Source organism: Levilactobacillus tujiorum (assembly GCF_012641185.1).
Taxonomy (GTDB): Bacteria; Bacillota; Bacilli; order Lactobacillales; family Lactobacillaceae; genus Levilactobacillus; species Levilactobacillus tujiorum.
In genome coordinates this window covers 41734-63450 of record NZ_JAAXLK010000018.1, presented here as the reverse complement: position 1 = coordinate 63450, position 21717 = coordinate 41734, and the positions used below count along the sequence as shown (strand labels likewise).

Genomic DNA, 21717 nt, shown 5'->3' with positions numbered 1-21717 from the left:
TACGATTCACCACGATCACTAAGATAGTCTTCGACAGCTTTAATCTTATTTTCAACTGAAACAACCATGATTTATACCCCTCTAGTTTGTTCCAACTTTTGGGGTACGGGTCACTTCGGCTTCAAGCGAGGCTAGAGACCGCTCTATGGCTCTAGCCGTCCTGCCCACAGCGTTCCAGCCCAAATTTGGCGAACGGTAAGGCGGCATTGCCAGCACTATCTCTGAGATAAAAAAATGCCCCCGCAAGTGCGGAGGCATTTTTACGTTATGTTTTACTTTGATGACTCGTCGTGAGACTGTGGTATCTTCTTAGAGCGGGTAGCCTTGCGGTGTGCACGCTTTTTACGGCGGAACTGCATTGGCTTTTGCGCTGGTAAGACAACTGATAATTTACCGAATGATGAAGCCATTAGTGGCAAGAATAGGTTGAAGATGATGGCGGTGAAAATCGTAATCAACGTGACAGCGGTCAACGTCTGCGATTCAGCGGCCAGCAATCCTAGTACCCCAGCGATAATGATGAACAATGAGTGACGCATGGTTTGACCAACCTCATTGATACCTGGTAATAACCAGTCCAGCAGGGGACCATCGTTTAACCGGTAACTCAAAGCGAGTTGGGTTAATTCAACCACCGCCAGGACAGTCAGTGGAATGAAGGCTAGCAATGGCACTTGCCAGTTGAACTCGTTGTTACCCGTTAACCAGCCCATCAGGAGCAAGGTTAATTGATAACCCGCCGCAGCAGAGGCCAGGAACGTTAAGAACCAGTAACCGGCTTGCAGCAGTGAACGACTGAACAGAACCAACAGTAAGAGCGTGATCCCAAAGACCAGGATTAACACGCGTGGTAAGTCATGCTGGTACTGCGTCTGAATCGTACTTGCAACCACGGGCTGACCACTAAAGGTTAGGGTCGCATCCTTAAGGACCGTTCCGCGCAGTTGACTTTGAGCAACTTGCTTCAGTTGTTGCAACGTCGCTGTCGTGTCCTTAGCGTTTGGTGCTTGCTTCAGTGTCACAGTGAGATAAGTCGCGTGAACCTTGGCATCCGTGTAATTTGCTAGTGATTGTTGGAAATCACCGCTAGCAATTTGAGTTGGTGACAAGTACAGTGACTTAGCCGCTTCGGAAGTCTGGAGACCACTGAGATACAAGTAAATCTTGTTCATTGACTTCTGCATGCCTGCGACCTGTTTCTTGGAGGTCTTCAAGCTGTCGCTGACGGCCTTGATCGCTTCGGCGTAGTTACTCAAATTAGAATGAGCAGTCGTGGCATCCGTGTTGACCGTTCCCACGGAATTGGAGAGGGTGGTCAAATCATTTACAGCAGTGTTGAGCTCCGTATTCACGGCGTTCAACTGGTTGATGTAACGGGTGATCCGCTTCGACGTGCTCGTTGACCCAGCAGCCGTGGAACGACTCAATGCGGCTTGGAGTGAGGATTGTAAGGTACTACTGTCACTCATCAAGGTATTAGTCTGGTTCGTCAACTTGTCCAACCGCTTAACTTCAGCTTTAAGTGACCGTTGTTTCAGATTGTTTCGGTCAGACTGGATGTCGTTACGAACCGTGCCTAATTGACCGACCACGCCGGTAATGTTCTCGTTGAGAGAGCTCAATTGGTTAGAGACGTAGTATTGGGTAATCGGTTGACCACCCGGTTGGGTTACAGAAGTGACGGACGCCACTCCTGGTTGTGCCCGGAGCTTCTTGGTTAAGTTATCTAATTGGAACAATTGATTTTGATTGTCGAGGCGTTGGTTGGTCGAGATATACAGCGTGACTGGCGTTGCTTTCCCTTGGCCAAAGTGCGCGCTTAATACCCGAGCACCCTGCACGGCTTGATTGTTCGGAATGTCTTGCGTGTTGTCGTAATTCAGGTGTGTCCGGTCAGCGGTGATCACGGGCACGATGAGGTACAAGACGACGGCAATGGCAATCCAAGGTTGCCAGAGACCGAACTTAGTCAGATGGAACCACAGCTTGTGATCCTTGAGCCGAGGACGCGTCTTCTTCGGCCAGAAGAGGCCATTCCCCAGCATCCCAGTGAAGACGGGGACCAGCGTGACGCTAGCGATCCCGGTGATGGCAAACCCAATCCCCAGGAGGCCAAACGCACGAATCGTCGAGAAGTCGAAGAGCATGAGACTACCAAAGGCAATCGTCAAGCTCAACGTACTAATCAGGATGCGGTAGCCCAAGTCACTGACGACCTTCGACGTGGCGGCCTGACTGTCAGCACCGTCGTCGGTGAGGTTGCGTAGTTCGCGGAAGAACCAGAAACTGGTTAACAGCGTGAACAGGCTAATTCCCAGTAAGAGGAAGATCGGCGTGTACTCTGAGTAGGCGAAATTCCAGTGGTAAGCCAGGTTGGTTGCAAGGGACAGCGTCGTAACGTAACTAATTAAAATAGCTAAAAATGTGATAATCGGCGCGATAATTGAGGCAAATAGAATTCCCATCGCAATCAGGGCAATGAGCATCGTCATCAGGATCACAATCAAGGTGAAGGATGAAATATGCTCATTGGCGGCATCGCTGATAATCTCAGGACTTGTCACGTAGGTATTCAAGCCCACGGTTGAAATCTGAGCCTTCAGTTGGGAGGTCAGCTGGCGAACGGTGCCTTGGTTATGACTAACCTCTAACTTGACGATTTCCGTTGATTTATCCTTTGAAAGCAGTTGCGGCTTACTCGTTGGTGTATTGGTCATCGTCGTGATCTTTTGAACACCATAATAGGTTGCGCGCTTCTGCAATTCGGAAACGGTCTTGTTGACCGAAGCGAGTTGCTTATTGGTGAGGGCGCCATCGGGGTTATTGAAAACCGCGTTGACGGTGTAGGTCCCGTTTAAGTTACGCCCCCAATTGTTTTTCAACTGGGTTGCTTTAACGGGTTGACTCGTATTCGCCAATTGTGGCTGACCATCGTACTGAATGATGGTCTTCACATTTGGCAAGGTGACGATGGCCGCAAAGACCACGACTAACCAGAATACGAGTGCAAAAATCCGGTTGTGGTGAAGCTTTCTTATCCGTTCTTGCATATGTAATCTGAGTCCTCTCTATCTAATCAATCTCCCGCCGTGCAAGCAGGGTGCAATTCATGTTTAATTTTACCATACTGGGGAACATTCGGACCGATTTCAGCGTTATTTAAGAAAGTTTAAGGAACTCTTTCGTTGACTCTAAAATTAAAGCGGGTAAAGTAGAAGACCACGTACTAACTAAAAGAAAGAATGTGTAAAAATGACGAAGCACCAACGGCCTTACCACAGTCCCTTTGCCGCCATGTTAACGGGGGAACGCTTTGCGCTAGCGACTAAATTAGCGGCGCAATACCACCTGGATGAAAGTCAGGTGATGTTTGCCTATCTCCAAATTACGGCAGCGGTGGCGGAACCCGGAAAAGCAGTGATGGCGCAACAACCAGAAATTGATCGGCGGTTCCAGGCATTTCTTGAGGGGGCCAACCAATCTGAGACACATTAATTGCGGCGACAGTAGTTTTACCGTAAACTTAATTAACTACAAGAAGTTGTTAGCCGCCTAATATTGTACGGGTCGGCATTAGTCAACGACGATTGAAGGGAGTCCAGCGCGATGTGTACCAGCATTTTACAAATCACCCAGGATGGTCAGCATATCTTGGCGCGCACCATGGATTGGCACGCCCTGTATGTTCAGCCGTTATTCGTACCGCGGGGGTATCGGTGGCAGAGTGTCTTTGATAATCATTGGCATACCAATCGTTACGCGATGATTGGTGGCGGTGGGGCCCATCACAATGAAATTGATGTTTCCGATGGGGTCAATGAAATGGGGCTGAGCGTGCAAAAACTCACCTTTGCCAATGGCTCACGGTTAGTTGAACGCCCCACGCCCGGGCAAGTTCACTTGGCGCCCTATGAATTTTCCTTTTATTTGCTCGCTAACTTCGCCTCTGTCGCGGACATTGAGGAACATCTTGCGGAGATTCAGCTGATGAGTAATGCGTATGCGGTTAACGATATCGGCAATTCTGAACTGCATTTTGCGGTGGTTGACCGGACGGGACGCACGGTGGTCATTGAGCCCACGCACTTTCCCATGCGGGTGCGTGAGAATCCCCTCGGGGTGGTCACAAACAGTAAAGACTTCGAGTTGCAGCTAAAACGACTGGGACAGTACGTCAACTATACGGATGATTTCAAGGCGGGAGATGTTCCACTGAATGCGCAACGGGTGACGACGGGGAGCTTCTCTGGGAAGCCAGTCCCGAGTGGCTCGTACATACCGGGTGGGCGCTTTGTTCGAGCGGCCTATTACAAGGAGCGGGTGGATCTCCCCGCTGATGAAGCCGCGGGAATTGTCAGTGCCTGGCATCTGCTAGACAGCGTGGCGGTGCCGAAGAGTCACCAGTATCGCCCGACGTATTCCGTTTATCGCGCGGCGACTTGCAGCGAGTCGCTGACGTATTATTTCCAACCCTACAATCGGTTAGATGTGGTTCAGTTGACGCTCACGCCGGAGATGCTGACGTGGACGACGCCTAAATTTTACAAGGTCGCCAATCAGTTGACGGTGACGGCACTAAATGAAAAGTCCTGACAGGCGAGCGGCCGTCAGGACTTTTGTTGTAAATAGCGTTAGAGCAACATCCACAGAACATTGGTTGCGATCATGCCCAAGAGAATTCCCCGGTGGAGTCGGGGACGGAGCGTGACGATGGCAAGAAATTCACGGGCCCAGCCGATCAAGAGGTAACCTGGTCTGGTGGGCGCCGGGTAACTACCCGCGTGAATGCCCAAGCGCTGGGCCAACAGTTGGGTCCGAAAGAGGTGGTAGCCATTCGTGATGAGTACCACGCGACCACCCTGATTGGGCAGACGCCACCAGATCTTTTGGCTATTGATGAGATTGGTCCGGGTATTGGTCGCGGCGGTCTCTTGAACGATTTGTTCAGCCGGATAACCGTGCTGTTCTAAGTAAGCGGCCATGGCTGCCGCCTCACTCAGTGTTTCGTCCGGACCCTGACCACCAGTCACTAAGAGGGTGACTGGTTGCTTCTGTCGGCGAGCGTAGGCTAACGCCGTGTCGAGTCGCGCCCCCAGCACGCGGCCAATCTGGTTGCCGTGAATTAACCCGGCTCCTAAGATGACCAGCGTGTCGGCGTGGCGGGAACGAAAACAAACGGCGCGGAGATAACCGATGAGGCTTGCACCGAAGAGAACGCCTAGATAGAGGCTGAAGGCGGGGATGAAGCTGAGCCACGGCCAGAGGGTATCGCTGAATTGGCCGTGACTGACGGCGTAGAGCCACGCGACGCCGAGAAAGACCCAACCCCAGACACAGCCGATCAGTGGTCCGGTCAAACGCTCACGTTTACGGACGACGAGCCGGGGCGTGCCGATGATTAGAAATAACGTCCACAGTCCCCAAAAGCCGATGAAGAGGGTGATCGCCAAGCCGCCGTCAGCCAATAGTGGCGCCCAGGGTTGGTGGGACAGGTGGGCGAGCAACGTGATGAGCCCGCCACTAAGAATGGTGACCACCGCGCTGAACAGACCGTGTGGGTCCCAAACGGTTAGTAAAATGACCAGACAAATCAAAACGGCACTGGCACTCAGTAACATGGCAATCTCCTTTCTAGAAAAAGTTTAAGTTTTGTTGAGGCTTTTGATAATTCATTCTATCTAAAGAAAAACTCGCTATAATTGAGAACATTATAACCGAGATTGGAGGAATCTGGGTGCCAAAGCGTCGAAGAACTAGAAGAAAAACAACTCATAACCCCGCGACGGCGACTTGGATTTTCGTCATGGTCCTCTTAGTATTGGGCGGCGGGCTATTAGTGCGTGGTAAAATTAAGACGGAAATTCAATCACAGCGGATTACGCAAACGGACAATAGTTCTAGGGATAACGAAACAGCCGCTCAGAAGCAGTTTATCACAAAGATGGCTAAGCCGGCGGTCAAGGTTTACCGCGAAAATGGGCAAGTTCTGCCCAGCATTGTGATTGCGCAGGGGATTTTAGAATCGAGTTGGGGAACGTCACAACTATTTCTCCAGGCCAATAATCCGTTTGGGGTAAAGGGCAGCTATGAGGGCCGTACCAAGTCGTTTTTAACTAACGAATACGTGAATAACAAGAAGATTTCGGTACACGCTAATTTTCGGGACTATCCCAATCTAACGGCGGCAATTCTGGATCACGACGCCCTGCTGAAACGGAGCTACTTCAAGCAGACGGTGACTGATTATAAGACGGCGGCCCAGCTCCTCCAAGAAAATGGCTATGCGACCGATCCCAGCTACGCCAAAAAGCTCACCAACCTAATCGCTACCTACAATCTGAACCAGTATGACACTTAGAAATTGAGCTTCGATGTCGCCTGACTTCAGGATAGTATAAGTTGGTCCCTGCGGCCAGCAGAGATTCCGCCTGCTGTGGGGATCGCCTGCGGCCTGAGAAGCGGTCCTCCGGCTCGGTTCGAAGCCCGGCAAGTTCACCGGTCTTCCAACACGTCCCACGCTGTAAGCCGAGAATCGGCTAACACCGTCGACACGGCTGGCTCCATCTCTGCTGGCCTCCGGTTAGTCTAGTGCTTGACTAATAAGTTAGCTTAGCACCTGGGTCGTCAGCACTTAGTTCACTGAGTGATCCCATGGTAGCCGTGAGTGAGCCAAATTTGGACTCAGCCGTGGGATTTTCAAGCGGGTTGCTTGAAAATGGCGACTTGAAGACGTGCCCTGCGGCTTCAAGCGAGGGGCAAGACCGCCTTTTGGCTTGCCCCGTCCTACCCACAGCGTTCCAGTCCAAAGCTTGGCGAACGGTAAGGCGGTGGACATCATCCATGCTGCAATGTCAGAGTGTGACAGCCGCAGGTGACCGTGATGATCCGTTTTAGGTTTAAACATAAAGTGAAAGATGAGGCAGAGCCGGCGAGTATGCTGGTTCTGCCTCATCTTGTTTACGTGCAGTTTGTCAGAGCTGCGTGGACCGTTGCCTGGATCGCGGTACCGGATTTAGCCGACAATCTTAGTTCTCATTGTAGTAGCGCGCGAGGTCATACATCGTCTTAGCGAGACCATCCATTGACCGGGTAGGTGCTTGGTTGGCGAAGAGGATGACACCAGACTTGTTGCCTTCTGATCCGTACAGTACGGTTTCGTAGCCCGCACCGCTTAGGGTTCCGCGAACGCGCTTGATACTTCCGCTGTAATGGTATAAGCCACCAGCGTAGGTTAACTTGTAATCGTTGGATAAATCGTAATATTGATTTGTCGTGAGGATCTTCCCGTTACGCAAGCCTCTTTGGATCGCATAGTAGTCAGATGGCGTGGAGTAATAATTTCCCGCACCCAGCAGTGAAGAGACTAACTTTTGCGAAGCGTTGTTGGGATTGTTGCTCTTGCCATTGGCGAAACTATAACCGTTGGCCACAAAGCCACTCTTAGGCAGGCTGTCCCAAGCAAAAGTGTGCTTGAGCTTTAATGGCGCGATGATCCGCTTTTGGACCAGTTGGTCGTAGGTCTGCCCGGTAACTTTGGAGGCGACCCCTGCTAAGAGCGTATAGTTGGCATTGGTGTAGTTGTAGCTCCCGACTTTTCCGACCTGAAGCTGATTTAACGTGTAGTTAATTTCAGCGGATTGGGTCTTGAGTAAGGTGTTAGGCGTTGATTCAGACATATCAATACCGGAACGTTGATTCAGTAACTGCCGCAGCGTCATTTGACTGCTGTTCTTAACTCCCGGATAGTAACGACTGAGTTTATCGTTTAGCGATAACTTTCCCTGACCAGCGAGTTGTTCGATGAGCGCACCAGTCATCACCTTTTGGAGTGATGCGATGGGATAAAGGGTGTCCGCCGAATTAGGCGTTTTGGTGGTTGCGTCTGAGTAACCAACGTTCACGTAGCTGGCGCCCTTAGTGTAGTTGTTAAATAGCATCGCCCGTCCTTGGAAGTGGGCGTTGTTCAACAGCACCTTGGCGTTTTGACTCCGGCTGAACTTGCCTAAAGCTTTAACATCAACCCAACCAATCGTCTTGCCATACCAGGAGAATTTAGCAAATTGCGCACCGTTAGAAAGGGTGGCCACTTGGCTGACATTGACGAAACGATGTTGCCAGTTCTTCCCACTGGCATCGCGGGTCTTGGCCGACCGTTGGGTGTTGTAAGGGGCATAATAGTAAATCCCGTCGTTACGACTACCTTGATTCACGAAACGTGCGTTGTAACTGGTCTGCTTGGTACTCGTGATTCCTAGATAACTAGCATCAGCGGAGCTTGAAGTCAGGCCGCCGGCAAACGCACAGGCAAGAGTGACGCCTAAAATTGTCACAAATTTCTTCAAAATCATCATCCATTCCCTTAAAGTCGGTTCAAGTTTCCTGAAAGCCAGTCTCATATTAACGCGGTACGGTTACATTTTCAATCATTTATTTGGTGAACGGATTAAGTGGCGTCATCGCTCCCTATAATTGGTTGCGGGGCTTACTAGATAAAACAGTCGCAAGTTAAGGGGGAGTGTGGTAGAATTATGCAGGCAAAAATAGTTCGCTAGGGACTTAAATGGGACCGTTTGTCCGTACTGGTCGCCATCGAGTGACACCCTTAGTGACGATTGATAAATGAAGGAGCTGAAGATACCGTTGTTACATTTCTTAGGCCAACTCTATGGGCCTTTCTTTGATCTTCACAATTGGGAAACCGTGATTACCTCGGGTAATGACTGGCTGATTATCTTTTCACTGGTGCTGATTGAGTGCCTGTTGTCCGTGGATAATGCTGTGGTTTTAGCCGCACAGACGCAATCGTTACCCACACGGAAGCAACAAGAAGAGTCCCTGTTTTACGGAATTTGGGGGGCGTACATCTTCCGGTTCATCATTATTGGATTGGGAACTTACCTCATTAATTTCTGGGAAATCAAGATCATTGGGTCCCTCTATCTGGTCTTTTTGGTATTTCAGTATTTTACCAAGACACGGGTCAAGCACACCCGAAAGCTGGTTAAGGATAGAAAGAAACGGATTTTGCCGTTGTTCTGGTCCGTGGTTTTGCAGATTGAAATGATGGATATTATCTTTTCGGTGGACTCGGTACTGGCCTCGCTAGCGATTTCTAGCAATCCAGTGATTGTCCTGATTGGGGGCTTGATTGGGATTCTAGCCATGCGGGGGGTTGCTGAGGTGATCATGAAGCTGATGCGACGGATTCCCGAGTTGGAACCCATGGCGTACATCTTGATTGGCTTAATCGCGGTGAAGCTATTCATCTCAATTCCGGCTATTGACATTGAGATCCCGGCAACCTTGTTTGGGATTATCGTCTTAGGCGCTATCGTTGTCACGCTGCTGATCCACGTGGTTCGGCGTCGAAAGGGATCCTCCAAGGGCCCATCGGAAAAATCTAACACAACTAAATCTTAATTTGACTAAGGATGGCCTGCGGGTCGTCCTTTTTTTTGCTTTCAGAAAGTTTATTATGTATACTATCCTCATCAGAGGAGGCGTATGATGAAATTAAAGATTAAATGGGGGCTAGCGGTAGTGGCTGGCTTAACGGTTATCAGCTTGGGAAGTTTGTCCGCTCGTGCGGCGACGAATCCGTACCTGACCGATCGTACGGGGTACGTCCGGACGAAGAAGGCCATGTACGTGGGGATTTATCAAAAGCAACGGGGAAAGTATCGACCGGTTAAGGTCAAGAAGAATACATTGTTGGCAGTTGAGGCGACCGCTTCGGAGTGGGGGACGAACGGTCAAGTAAAAACGAAGGCCGCCTTGACGTACGGCGTGGTCAATTACCAACGCGCTAAGACGTATAAGTATCGGAACATGGCGTCGGTTCCGTTTACCAAAGCGAATTTTAAACGGGTCAAACTCAGGGCACCGATCCGGACGCAGATCTTTCATCCGGGGAAGGGCTTTACGGCGAATGCGGACAATTCTGCGGCAGCACCGACAGCGGCGTTCTACCTCACTTTGGACAACTACTTACAGTATTATGACAAGTCGGCCGTCGCTAAGTCGCCATACTTAACGGGGCTGCGCTGGGTTAGCAGTTCGGTAGTCACTAAACCCACCCAAGCCGTGAAGGTTGCCAAAGTGACGGTTAAGGGCAGTACGACCAAAATTGACTATAACCGCCCGATCAAGGGATTGCCTAATCATAAGATCGGAAAGCAGCGTTATCGCTTAACGGTGGTCAACCAGCGGACGACGGGTCATTTAGGCATCGGACCAATCGATGACACGTTCTCGGCGTTTGCCAGTTGGACCAATTACACGGTCAATGGTCGACCATTCCACTTTGGCGAAATCGAATACGGCTAAACTCTAAACACTGACGAAAATGCTGGTAGTGATTGCCGCCTTACCGTTCGCCAAATTTAGGCCGGAACGCAGTGGGGAGGACGGTCAGAGCCACAGGGCGGTCTCTGACCTCGCTTTGAGCCGAGAAACACGTCTCAAAGTCGCCAGTTACCAAGATAACCACTTGGTAACTCCCACGGCTGGGCCTAAATTTGGCTCACTCACGGCTACACTGTAGCTAGGCCACGTCAGTGTGAAAGGTTGTCGTGCCAAGCTTAGAGAGCGATCTTGGATAAAGTATTCACGTAACTGGAATTGTTGCAGCCAAAGCGCGGTGATAAGCTGTCACCACGTTTTGATATTATTAATTGCTAGACATTGAGGGAAGTCCCAGGACTCGCGGCTGAGTGGTCTCAGTTCGCGGGTCTTTTTTGCCGCTATATTAGTACTAATGTTTTTTGGCGGGAATTTGTTGCATCCTTTTTTTGCCAATTTGAATGCTAACGCAATAGTGATCCAAATTGGTACGGCAGTAGAGTAGATCGTGGTACCATAGGAAACAAATGGATCGGGAGGTAGCGCTTATGCAGATTGGATTTATTGGAACGGGTGTTATGGGAACCGGCATTGTTTTGAACTTGTTGAAGGCGGGTCAGTCCGTGGTTGTTTATAACCGGACTAAAGCTCACGCCCAGAAGGTGTTAGATGCCGGGGCGACCTGGGCGGATACGCCGCAAGCCGTGGCCCAACAGGCGCAGCTAGTGATGACCATGGTGGGTTATCCCAGTGATGTTGAAGCCGTCTATACTGGTGAAAATGGTATCTTCGCGGGAATTCAAGCGGGGAGTACCGTCGTGGATATGACCACAAGCACACCGGCGTTAGCGGTCAAATTAACCGCGTTAGCGCATGAGCATGACGTACAGGCGCTGGATGCCCCGGTCTCTGGTGGGGACGTTGGTGCCCAGAATGCCACGTTAACCGTCATGGTTGGTGGCGATCGGGTCGCCTATGATCGTGTATTGCCCGTCTTTCAACAGATTGGTCAGCGCGTGAATTACTTCGGGACGGCCGGTAAGGGTCAACACACCAAGATGGCCAATCAAATCATGATTGCGGGCACGATGACGGGATTAACGGAAATGCTGGTCTACGCCAAGGCGGCGGATTTAGACTTGCCTCAGGTCTTAGCCACGCTGAGCAGTGGGGGCGCCGATAACTGGAGTATGGATAATTACGTGCCCCGAATCTTGAAGGGTGACTATACACCGGGCTTCTTCGCCAAACATTTCCTCAAAGATTTGCGGATTGCCCTACAGGAAGCGGAGCGCATGCAACTTGATTTGCCGGCCACTAAGCAGGCTAAGCTCCTCTATGAGGCCATGGTCGATGACTTTGGCTTAGGCAATGATGGGACTCAAGGCCTCATCAAGACTTATGAACAAGCGTAAAGTGGACGTGATGAGATGGTCAAAACTTATCTGAAGGGGTTATTTCCCTTCGCTTTCATTTTCTTCATCAATAATCTCAATACTCAGACGGGAGCCTGGACTCTCGCGTTTTCGTGGTGGAATCTCTACCTGGTGGTGAGCTACGTCGTCTGCTTTCCGCTGTTATACGGACAGTCACACCAGCGATTGGATGGCAGCGTGGACATCGGGAAAAAACTTGAGCGGCCGCAGGAAGGTGCGGATCAAAAGGCCATGCGGATGGGCTCAAATTATTGGAGCACGGGTCACTTTGGCTTTGCCCGGATTGGCGACGCTCAGGGAAAAGAAAACGGGATTGAACACTGGGGTATAAGCCTCGTGCTGCGGTTGTTCTTGATTCTGGCGGGCCCGTTAGCTTGGGGCTATCTGTGGTGGCGACAGTGGCGTCGAGCGAAAAATAAGTGAATAAAAGGTGTTAACCTTTAGCCATTAAAAATTGGTCCTAGAAATCACAAAACGATTTCTAAGACCAATTTTTTGTTAGAAACGGAATGATTCCCAGCTTCTTGATCGATTAAGAATGTTGTTGGGCAGTGGGTAAATCAAACTGACAGTTGTCCTGGCCACAGCCACAACGCACCTGTCCGGCGAGGTCGTTGTATTGCTGGGTCCACTGACAGATTGACTTGAGCATGGGTAACGCCGCGGTGCCCTTGTCAGTCAGTCGGTATTCCACCCGCAGCGGGATTTCGTTGAACTGTTGACGTTGAATAATACCGTGGGTGGTGAGGTCTTTCAGCGTGGCCGCCAGAACTGCGTCCGTCACGCCACTAGCCCGGGCTTTCAGCGCTTTATAGCGTAGCGGCTGTTCATTGGCCAATGCACAGATGATGCGGGTGGTCCATTTGCCAGAAAGGAAGGCTAGGCCCACCTCTAGTGGATTGCGGTAGTCTTTTTCTAATTTAGGCGTATACATCACAAGGTCCTTTCTTAAAGCTTGATTTAAAGGGAACTATGGAAAAACTGAGCGACTCATTAATTTGTTAATATCTTCTCAGCGAGGCCTCAGTGACTTACACTAAGGACGTTGAAAGGGAGGATTTCAAATGAAAGTGAAAGCTTATTTACAAGTGACCATGAAGATTGCGGATGCTAACCGAGCAGCGGCGGCAAACGTGTATACCACCCACAAGGAACCATTTTTGACGACGATTCCGGGCGCACTCACGAAGGACTTGCTGGTTCGTGCCGAGGACGTGCAGGTGCTCCACGGATTTGATAGTGAAGCCCATGCTAAGGCCTATCTCAACAGTGACTTATTTACCCAACACGTCTTCCCTAAATTAAAGGCGCAGTGGCAAGGCGACCCGGATGTTCGGATTTACAGTCTCTAATCTTTAGTGATGAATGGAAAATAAGCAAGTCGTCTCCGCAACGGGAACGGCTTGCTTATTTTAGTGGACTAAAGAGGTTTATGCAAGATAACGACCGGCGCACCGTCCTCATCGAAGGGGCCGTCCGCAATCACGTAGCCGCAGTGTTCGTAGAAGCCCTGTGCGCTGACTTCCCCGTGGATGACACCAGTCGTGTATCCATGCTCACGCGACCAATCCTCAGCAGCAGTCAGTAGACGACTACCCAGTCCCTGTCCCCGCAGATCTTGCCGGGTACAGACCCGACCAAACCGCATTTCTTGGGGCGATTGGGGTTCGAGCCTTAGCGTGGCTACCGGGTGGCTGGCATCTTGATAAAGATTGACGTAGACTCGGTCAGCCGTGTCGCGATCATCAAATTCGACGTCGCGGGGGATGCCACGTTCCGTGACGAAGATGGCTTGGCGGAGTGCCAGTGCCGCGGCGCGATTGAAGGGAGCATTTGAAATGACAACTTCCATAGTGCGCCGCCTACTCAATCTCGGCGAAGAAGCTATATAACTTCTCAGTCGTCAGCGCTTGTTTCTCTGCGCCAGCCACGTCGAAGGTGACCTTGCCGTGGTGGAGCACAATCAGCCGGTTACCGTAAGTCAACGCGTCTTCCAAGTGGTGGGTGATCATCAAACAGGTCAATTGTTCTTCTTGAACCCGTTCGTTGGTCAAATGCATGAGATCCTGGCTAGTCTGGGGATCGAGGGCCGCCGTGTGTTCATCCAGTAACAGAATCTCTGGACGTTTGAGCGTTGCCATCAGGAAGCTCAGTGCTTGGCGTTGACCACCGGAAAGGTTGCCAGTCGCCGTCGTCAGGCGGTCGTCAAGGCCGTTGTGCATGGTGGCGGTGAGTTCCTTGTAACGATCGAGTTGCTTATTCAGATGACGCGGAGCTAGTGTCCGTCGTTGACCGCGCCGTTCAGCCAGCAGCAGGTTTTCGGCAACGTTCATTCGTGGTGCGGTTCCTAACTTGGGATCCTGGAAAACGCGCGCCAAGAAGCGGGTCCGCTTCTCTACGGATTCGTGGGAAATATCTTTGCCATTCAGCAAAATCTGACCACTGTCGATGCTGAGGTCACCACCGATAGCGTTGAACAACGTGGACTTTCCAGCCCCGTTAGACCCCAAGACGGTAATGAAATCGCCGTTATTGATGGTCAGATTTAGATGGTCGAGAATCATAATTTCCTCAGGGGTATTGCGGTTGACCTTAAGCACGACATTTTTCAGTTCGAGTAATGGTTTAGTCATTGGTATCTAACCCCCGTTTCAAAATATGCTTGAAGTTCAGCGTCTTCTTGAAGACTGGCAGCATCATGCAGAGTGCCAAGATGATGGATGATAACAGGTTCAAGTCGTTGGCGCTGAAGCCTAGCTTGAGGACGATCAAGAGGACGAAACGGTAGAGGATACTCCCTAACGTCACGGCCACGAGCCGTTGGTTCAACGTCAGATCACCGAAGGCCACTTCACCAATGATGATGGAAGCCAAGGCGATGACGATGATCCCAATCCCCATGTTGACGTCGGCGTAGCCATTATTTTGGGCAACTAGCGCGCCACCAAAGGCAATCAATCCGTTAGACACCATCAGGCCCATAATCTTCATGTTATCGGTGTTGATACCTAAGGAACGGGCCATAGTCTGGTTATCCCCCGTGGCGATGAACCCTTGGCCTAATTGCGTTTGCAGGAAGTAGATCACAAGTCCGGTGATGACGACCATCACCAGCGTGCCCAGAAAGACGCTGTCAAAGTATTGGGGCAGGGAAGCTAAGAAGTGGTTCTTGAATAACGTGGATTTGCCTAGCAGGGACACGTTGGCCCGGCCCATGATCCGTAAATTAACGGAATAACAAGCCGTCATGACCAGAATACCGGCCAAGAGGATGGGGATGTGGCCCTTGGTGTACAACAGACCGGTAATGAGACCCGCGATAGCCCCGATACCAAAGGCCAGTAACGTGGCTAACATCGGGTTCATGCCATTACTAATCGCGGCGACGGCGGTGGCGGCACCTAAGGGGAAGGTCCCTTCAACGGTCATATCAGCGAAATCCAGAATTCTAAACGTGAGGAACAGCCCAACACCCAAGACGGCCCATAGCAGGCCTTGTCCAATTGCGGATACAAATAAACTCATTAGCGGTATACCTCCCCGTGTTGTTTGGCTTCTTTAACGACCGAGTCAGGCAAGGTGATGCCCAACTTCTCAGCGGTTTTCAGATTAATGGTCATTTCACCCTTACGCACGAAGTGAATTGGCGTATCGGCGGGCTTCTTGCCCTTTAAAATGGCGGCGGTCATCTTACCCGTGGTCACCCCCAATTGATACTGGTTGATACTCAGCGTGGCTAAACCACCGGCTTTGACCATGGTGTCGACGGCTGGAAAGACGGGAACCTTTTTAGCGGTGGCCGTGGCAACCAGGGTCTGCATGGCACTTGCCACCGTGTTGTCGGTCGGCACGTAGACGGCGTCGACTTGGTTGACCATTTGCTGGCTGACTTGATTGAGGTCGTTAGTGTTAGCAATGGAGTAGGCTTTGAGGCGGACGTGTTCCTTCTTGCAGAGCGCCGCAAATTGGTGATATTGCGCAGTTGCCGAGTCATCGGAGGACGTATAGATGATGCCCAGCGTTTTCATGTTCGGCATGATTCTTTGGATTAATTTTAACTGGGAAGCCAGTGGTGCTTGGTCGGAAACCCCCGTGACGTTGTTGCCGGGATGAGTGTTACTTTTAACGAGGTGCGCGCCCTGAGGATCGGTAATGGCGCCCAGCACCACCGGCGTCGTTGAACTGGCGTTGGCGAGGGCTTGCGCCGCTGGGGTGGCAATCCCAATCATGGCGTCGGCGTCTTCGTTGACGAAGCGTGCGCTCATGGTTTTAAGGTTGCTTTGATCATTTTCGGCGTTTTGAAAGTCAATCTTAATGTTCTTATTGACGTGATAACCTTCCTCGGCCAAGCCGTGAATGATGCCCTTGTGAATGGCATCTAGAGCGGGATGGGAGAGGAGCTGAAGAATCCCCACCGTGGGGACGTCTTTAGTAGTTGCCGCTTCCTTGTGACTCTCACTGACAAACGCGAAGCCCAGAAAGATCACGAGGATGGCGATGAGTCCATATAGTCGTTTCATGCTGCAATCAACCTCAATTCTCTAAAATAAATGCTGGTATTTATAAAATGTTAGGGTAATTAGACACTGGTTTTCATATTGCCAGAGGTGGTGGGACAACGAAAGGGTTTTGCTTAGCGTCACGCAAAAACTAAAAATAGCTGACTATGTAAAAACGCGTTCGGACGTTAAGGAAGACTTTGCTGTCGGCACTTAACCTCATGAGAAGTAAAAGACTAAGCTGGTGATTTTCAAGGCCATCACGTTGACTTCAACTGACAATCTAGCTGCTGGCCTTTACCCGTGGGGTGACTTTCGAATACAAAAAAGCCCGCAATCGGATAGAAATCATCCGTGCGGGCTATTGCAGCAGAAAGTTAGCCGGCGCAGATGCGAAGATCGCTCTGGGAGCTCAAGTCGCATCTACAGTGATGACGACTTGATTACCGGCTTTGCCAACGTCCATTAAGTTTTGTAGCTGACATTTGCATTAACTTTCCGTCCTTTCCGTTGTCGAATAAATTTAGTGTACGGCATTGCTGAAAAACCGTCAACCATATTTTGTGCTTTTTTGGTATACTGGACTTTAACAGTTCAGCCGCCACCAACGATTTAGCCACTATGCTAAGCAAAAGATCATCCCTAAGTAAATTCAAAGCATATAACGGAGTGATGGTCCCTGCGGCTGCCAACGATTCCGGCTGCTGTGGGGACCGCCTGCGGCCTAAGAAGCGGTCCTCCGGCTCGGTTTGAAGCCTGACAAAACTCGTCAGTCTTTAAACGCGTCCCATGCTGTAACCCGAGTGAGAAGCCTCGGCCAACAGCATCGACACAGCTGCCTCCATCATTTGCTTCCTCCGGTGGTAAATGTCGGCAGTAATAACTTTGACAGATGATGTTTAGTGCTGTTGCAAGGTAGGACTCAGGTGTAGCCGTGAGTGAGTCAAATTTGGGCTCAGCCGTGGGATTTTCAAGTGAACTTCTTGAAAATGGCGACTTGAAGACGTGTTTTGCGGCTTCAAGCGAGGGGCAAGACCGCACTTTGGCTTGCCCCGTCCTCCCCACAGCGTTTCAGCCCAAATTTGGCGAACGGTAAGGCGGATGAATCCTTCAGTGTTGCCTGTGTAGGGTGGTTAACGTGTTATAAGTGATTAAATGAAGATGAACCTCAAGGAGGTTGCCAAATGACAAAAATTGCAGTGATAACGGATACTTCAGCGGGCATTGATTTTACGGAAGCTGCGGAACGTCAAATTACACTCTTACCGGCGCCAATTATGTTTGGCAATCGGCAGTATCATGAATATCAAGATCTTTCGACCGCGGATTATTATCGACTGATGCGGTTAGCCAAGACTAAAAAAGTTGTGCCAACTGCGCCACAGTTATCAATGAAGACGATTCAGGCGGCCTGTGATGACTTGGTCCGTCAAGGGTATACGGACGTGATCATCATTGGACCGTCGTTGGGAATCTCGGGCTTTGTCAATGCGTTGGCGGCCTTTGCAGAAAGTATCGACGCAATTCACATCTGGCCGTGGGACTCGCGCGGAATCTTGACGGTGATGGGTGATCAGGTACGCCTAGCCGCTGAGCTGGTCAACCGCGGGGCGACGATCCAGGAAGTCTTTGACCAGTTAACTCAACTGCGCCAGACCATCCACAGCGTGTTTGTGGTGGATTCGATTAAGCCCCTGTTACGCACTGGGGAAGTTAATCCGCGGCGTGGTCCGGGCAGCACGCCCCTGCATGCCGGTAAACCGATTCTTTCGTTTGAAGCGTCCGGTAAAATGCGTTACGCCGGCAGTACGTTACGTTGGAAGGGTGCTCGGGGCGACTTCCTAGATGATTTGGCGGTCGATTTAGCCGCCACGGTTCCCGTGAAGGCGACCATTTTAAATGCGGATCAACCAGAAGCTACGCAACATTGGTTGGCCGCGGCGCAAGAGCGGTTTCCTACGGTGAAATTTGATGTCGCGTTGATTGGGCCAAGCTTCGGCGTTCACGTGGGCGATGGCGCGATGGGGCTGGCGTGGTCCCAGGATTTTCACAGCCTCGTTCCCAATGATGAGAAATAGATTAGAAATTTAGGGTTGACACTGTTATTTTTTAATGGTTTACTAGTAAATGTAAATTGATAAATGAAAGGAACTTCACTCATGAAGCAAAATAACCTCACTCATTTGAATAGCCAATTTGCCTTTAGCTTTTTCTTTAGATAGCGTTTGTATTCACCTCGTTGGATACGAACGCGCCGCACAACTGCGTTTGTATCTATCGAATAGCTAAAGTTTTTCAACATGACTTAAGCGCCAGATAGATACGGGTACAATCTATCTGGAGAAATAATTATCGGGCCCGATAACACCAGGTAGATTCTACTCAGAATCTACCTGGTGTTTTTTTGTTTGAAACGTGAGCAAAAGGGCCTTACCCGTGAGTGTGGACGCATACCACGCGGGTGGGCCAGTCAAGTTGAATCAATCTGTGGGCTTATCGACTAACTGTCGGTAATAAAGAAATACCAAACAATTTCGGATCAACGACGAGACTAAAAATAGAAGCTGGCACGACCAATCGTACCTAACAGGAGGATCTGCAAAATGAAAAAATTAGTATTGACGAGCATCGCATTATTAGGATTAGGGTTAACTTTGGCAGGCTGTTCCAGCAAGTCTTCAGCCAGTGACAAGAGCACTTTAAATGTCGGCATCTTACAGGTGGTCCAACACGGGTCATTAGATGAGGCCCGGCAAGGCTTCAAGGCAGGCTTAAATCATGAATTAAAGGCACATAACAAGTCAGTGAAGGTGAAGTATCACTACTTAAATGCGCAGGGCGACCAAGCCAATTTGAACACTATGAGTCAACAACTCGTCCAACAGAAAAATGATGTCTTACTAGGCATCGCCACCCCAGCCGCCCAGGCGTTAGCCAAGAAGACCAAGACGACCCCAACTTTGGTCACGGCGGTGACGGACCTCGAGGCTGCTGGTCTGGTAAAAGCTAACCAGAAGCCCGCTACCAACGTGAGTGGGACGAGCGATTTGACGCCGGTGGGCTTGCAACTCAAGCTCTTGGCTAGCATGAGCAAAGGCAACAAGCCGTTGGGCGTGATGTACAATTCTTCCGAAGAAAACTCCGTCTTACAAGTGAAGTTAGCGAAGGCCTATGCCAAGAAGCACGACCTGAACTTGAAGGTCGTGAGTGCTACGAGCACCAACGATGTGACGAGTGTTCTGGCCGGTCTGCAGGGCAAAATTTCTGGCTTGTACTTACCCACGGATAATCTGATGGCCAGTGCAATGAAGACGATCGGTCAAAAGGCCAAGGCCGCTAAGTTGCCGGTGGTCACGGGTTCAATTGAAATGGCTCAAGATGGTGGGACCGCTACCTACGGGATCAACTACTACGATTTAGGGAAACAAACCGGTAAGATGGCCTACGACGTTTTGGAAAAGAACCAGAAACCACAAACGATGGCCGTACAAACCTCTAAGAAGCTCCACATGTACATTAACAAAGCTAACGCTCAAGCGATTGGTTTAAAGACGAGTCAGATTCAAGAACCGTAAGAAAGAAGGAGAATGGTTATGTTAATCACGAGTATCGGTCAAGGCCTGTTGTGGGCACCTTTAGCGATCGGCGTTTTCATCACATTTCGAATTTTAGATATTCCGGATTTGACCACTGAAGGGAGTTTCCCTATGGGCGCGGCGGTCACCGTCAGTGCGATGCTCAGTGGTCAGTCAGCTTGGGTTGCCAGCCTGTTAGGGTTTGTCGCGGGCTGCCTAGCCGGTTGGGTGACGGGAATCCTAGACACTAAGCTACGAATGCCTTCACTACTTGCCGGCATTCTCACGATGACGGGGTTGTACTCCATCAATATGCACGTCATGGGGAAGTCAAATGTCCCGCTGTTAGATCAACGGGTACTGACCAGTTATTTACCGGCCACATGGTCGGTTGATGTGCAAACCATCGTGATGGGGGCGCTGATCACGGGCGTGGTCATTGCCGTATTGGTCTGGTTGTTCAAGACACGCTTAGGATTGTCCCTGATGGCCACGGGAAATAACTCAGCGATGAGTGCGGCCAACGGGATTTATACCGATCGGATGATTATCATTGGCTACATGGTATCCAACGGGTGTATTGCCTTATCGGGGGCCTTGATTGCCCAAAGTAATGGTTATGCCGATATTGGCATGGGCATTGGGACGATCGTGATTGGTTTAGCTTCCGTGTTAGTCGGTGAAATCTTCCTGCGTGGCCGCCAGATGTGGGTACGGCTCACCGCTATGGTCGTCGGGGCGATTATTTACCGCTTCCTGTTAACGGTGGCCATGGGCCTAGGCTTCCCAGTCGATGACCTGAAGATTCTGTCCGCAGGAATCTTGGTGATCGTGATTTGCCTGCCACTCTTACGCAATAAGTACCAAACCAAGCAACAGCTGAAACGTTACCTCAAACAGATTGGAGTCGATTCGAATGCCACAACAACCAGCAGTCTTAAACGTCAAGCACCTTCAGAAGGTCTTCTTTCCCGGGACAGCAAATGAGCGTCACGTTTTAAAGGACGTGAGCCTCACCATCCAAGCTGGGGACTTCGTGGCCGTGATTGGCAATAACGGTGCGGGGAAATCCACGCTGCTCAACACCATTGCGGGAACCCTGCCAGTGGATGCGGGCGATCTCACATTGGCCGGACACCGGGTGACGCGCAAGCCCGTTGCCTACCGGTCGCGGTGGTTATCGCGAGTCTTTCAAGACCCGAAGATGGGAACGGCCGGAGAGCTCAGTGTCGCTGAAAATTTAACGCTGGCGGCGCAACACACGAGCAGTATGAGTCTTAAGCACTATCGTCGTCATGGTCAGACGGCGGCTTATCAAGAGCTACTACGGCCACTGAACATGGGGTTAGAGCAGCGTTTGACCACGCAGGTGAAGTATCTATCTGGTGGTCAGCGGCAAGCCTTATCGTTGCTAATGGCGACGCTTAGCCACCCGGATCTGCTTTTACTGGATGAGCATACGGCAGCACTTGATCCGCAGACCAGTCAAAAAGTCATGGACTTAACGCAAACTATCGTTGAACAGAACCAACTGACCACGATGATGATTACGCACAAGATGAGTGACGCGTTAAAATATGGGAATCGCCTGGTCATGGTTCAGGATGGTCAAATCAAATTGGATGTGCGCGGTGAAGAGAAGCAAAACCTGCGGCAATCAGAGTTACTCACGTTGTTTGCGGAGTAGTGCTGGTCGCGTAACTAAAAGTTGAAAGGACTAAAACCATTACCAACGCTGAAGTGACAAGGATTTTATTCTGAAAAGTAGTCTAAACCCGTCACCTGCGGCTGGCAGAGATTCCGCCTGCTGTGGGGACCGCCTGCGGCCTAAAGAGCGGTCCTCCGGCTCGGTTTGAAGCTCGGAAT

Annotated in this window: 20 protein-coding genes; 12 read left to right on the top strand and 8 right to left on the bottom strand. The window is 50.6% G+C overall.

Annotation, left to right across the window (positions count from 1 at the left end; translation table 11 throughout):
* Positions 1-272: 272 nt before the first annotated feature.
* Positions 273-3050 carry an MMPL family transporter gene (locus HF569_RS09385; RefSeq protein WP_168902238.1) on the bottom strand — a complete coding sequence of 926 codons (2778 nt, stop codon included), beginning with the start codon at positions 3048-3050 and terminating at the stop codon, positions 273-275.
* A 202-nt stretch (positions 3051-3252) separates the two neighbouring features.
* Here HF569_RS09385 and HF569_RS09380 point away from each other — a divergent pair, with 202 nt between their 5' ends.
* On the top strand, positions 3253-3495 hold the full coding sequence (locus tag HF569_RS09380) for a hypothetical protein (protein WP_168902237.1): 243 nt from the start codon (positions 3253-3255) through the stop codon (positions 3493-3495).
* Positions 3496-3606: 111 nt separating this feature from the next.
* The gene (locus tag HF569_RS09375) at positions 3607-4593 is read left to right on the top strand and encodes a linear amide C-N hydrolase (protein WP_168902236.1); all 987 of its coding nucleotides are present in this window, start codon (positions 3607-3609) and stop codon (positions 4591-4593) included.
* Positions 4594-4631: 38 nt separating this feature from the next.
* Here the strand turns inward: HF569_RS09375 and HF569_RS09370 are convergent, their stop codons facing one another.
* The gene (locus tag HF569_RS09370) at positions 4632-5618 is read right to left on the bottom strand and encodes a YdcF family protein (RefSeq protein ID WP_168902235.1); all 987 of its coding nucleotides are present in this window, start codon (positions 5616-5618) and stop codon (positions 4632-4634) included.
* A gap of 116 nt (positions 5619-5734) precedes the next feature.
* Here HF569_RS09370 and HF569_RS09365 point away from each other — a divergent pair, with 116 nt between their 5' ends.
* Positions 5735-6358: a glycoside hydrolase family 73 protein gene (locus HF569_RS09365; protein WP_168902234.1), complete on the top strand. Its 624-nt coding sequence runs from the start codon at positions 5735-5737 to the stop codon at positions 6356-6358.
* A gap of 667 nt (positions 6359-7025) precedes the next feature.
* Here the strand turns inward: HF569_RS09365 and HF569_RS09360 are convergent.
* Positions 7026-8348, bottom strand: a complete 1323-nt coding sequence (locus tag HF569_RS09360) for a serine hydrolase (RefSeq protein ID WP_168902233.1) — start codon at positions 8346-8348, stop codon at positions 7026-7028.
* Between the two features lie 271 nt (positions 8349-8619).
* On the opposite strand from HF569_RS09360, the gene HF569_RS09355 reads away from it, so the two are divergent.
* The 4 genes from HF569_RS09355 (at position 8620) to HF569_RS09340 (ending at position 12200) form a co-directional block, all read left to right on the top strand.
* Positions 8620-9420: a TerC family protein gene (locus HF569_RS09355; RefSeq protein ID WP_168902232.1), complete on the top strand. Its 801-nt coding sequence runs from the start codon at positions 8620-8622 to the stop codon at positions 9418-9420.
* A gap of 87 nt (positions 9421-9507) precedes the next feature.
* A complete protein-coding gene (locus HF569_RS09350) occupies positions 9508-10326 on the top strand; it encodes a hypothetical protein (protein WP_168902231.1) in 819 nt (272 codons plus the stop codon).
* A gap of 563 nt (positions 10327-10889) precedes the next feature.
* A complete protein-coding gene (locus HF569_RS09345; protein WP_168902230.1) occupies positions 10890-11756 on the top strand; it encodes an NAD(P)-dependent oxidoreductase in 867 nt (288 codons plus the stop codon).
* Between the two features lie 15 nt (positions 11757-11771).
* Positions 11772-12200, top strand: a complete 429-nt coding sequence (locus tag HF569_RS09340) for a hypothetical protein (RefSeq protein ID WP_168902229.1) — start codon at positions 11772-11774, stop codon at positions 12198-12200.
* 109 nt (positions 12201-12309) lie between these two features.
* Here HF569_RS09340 and HF569_RS09335 read toward each other — a convergent pair whose 3' ends face one another.
* Positions 12310-12711 carry a winged helix-turn-helix transcriptional regulator gene (locus HF569_RS09335; RefSeq protein WP_168902228.1) on the bottom strand — a complete coding sequence of 134 codons (402 nt, stop codon included), beginning with the start codon at positions 12709-12711 and terminating at the stop codon, positions 12310-12312.
* 130 nt (positions 12712-12841) lie between these two features.
* Between HF569_RS09335 and HF569_RS09330 the strand changes: the two genes are divergently transcribed.
* Complete coding sequence (locus HF569_RS09330; RefSeq protein WP_168902227.1) at positions 12842-13129, top strand: hypothetical protein; 288 nt, start codon at positions 12842-12844, stop codon at positions 13127-13129.
* Positions 13130-13197: 68 nt separating this feature from the next.
* On the opposite strand, the gene HF569_RS09325 is transcribed toward HF569_RS09330, so the two are convergent.
* From HF569_RS09325 to trpX, 4 genes are read right to left on the bottom strand one after another with little or no spacing between them, the layout of a single operon-like run.
* The gene (locus HF569_RS09325; protein ID WP_168902226.1) at positions 13198-13629 is read right to left on the bottom strand and encodes a GNAT family N-acetyltransferase; all 432 of its coding nucleotides are present in this window, start codon (positions 13627-13629) and stop codon (positions 13198-13200) included.
* Between the two features lie 10 nt (positions 13630-13639).
* Complete coding sequence (locus tag HF569_RS09320; protein WP_168902225.1) at positions 13640-14410, bottom strand: ABC transporter ATP-binding protein; 771 nt, start codon at positions 14408-14410, stop codon at positions 13640-13642.
* Entirely contained in the window at positions 14403-15302 is a 900-nt protein-coding gene (locus HF569_RS09315) for an ABC transporter permease (RefSeq protein WP_168850475.1), read from the bottom strand. Before HF569_RS09315 ends, HF569_RS09320 begins: the two co-directional genes overlap by 8 nt.
* Positions 15302-16297 (bottom strand): tryptophan ABC transporter substrate-binding protein, encoded by a 996-nt coding sequence (trpX, locus tag HF569_RS09310; RefSeq protein ID WP_168902224.1) that lies wholly within the window; start codon positions 16295-16297, stop codon positions 15302-15304. The genes HF569_RS09315 and trpX overlap by 1 nt, the downstream gene beginning before the upstream one ends.
* 1163 nt (positions 16298-17460) lie before the next feature.
* Here trpX and HF569_RS09305 point away from each other — a divergent pair.
* The 4 genes from HF569_RS09305 (at position 17461) to HF569_RS09290 (ending at position 21538) form a co-directional block, all read left to right on the top strand.
* A complete protein-coding gene (locus HF569_RS09305; RefSeq protein ID WP_168902223.1) occupies positions 17461-18354 on the top strand; it encodes a DegV family protein in 894 nt (297 codons plus the stop codon).
* Between the two features lie 525 nt (positions 18355-18879).
* Positions 18880-19851, top strand: a complete 972-nt coding sequence (locus HF569_RS09300) for an ABC transporter substrate-binding protein (protein ID WP_168902222.1) — start codon at positions 18880-18882, stop codon at positions 19849-19851.
* Between the two features lie 18 nt (positions 19852-19869).
* Positions 19870-20838, top strand: a complete 969-nt coding sequence (locus HF569_RS09295; RefSeq protein ID WP_168902221.1) for an ABC transporter permease — start codon at positions 19870-19872, stop codon at positions 20836-20838.
* Positions 20768-21538 carry an ABC transporter ATP-binding protein gene (locus HF569_RS09290; RefSeq protein ID WP_168902220.1) on the top strand — a complete coding sequence of 257 codons (771 nt, stop codon included), beginning with the start codon at positions 20768-20770 and terminating at the stop codon, positions 21536-21538. The genes HF569_RS09295 and HF569_RS09290 overlap by 71 nt, the downstream gene beginning before the upstream one ends.
* Positions 21539-21717 lie beyond the last annotated feature (179 nt).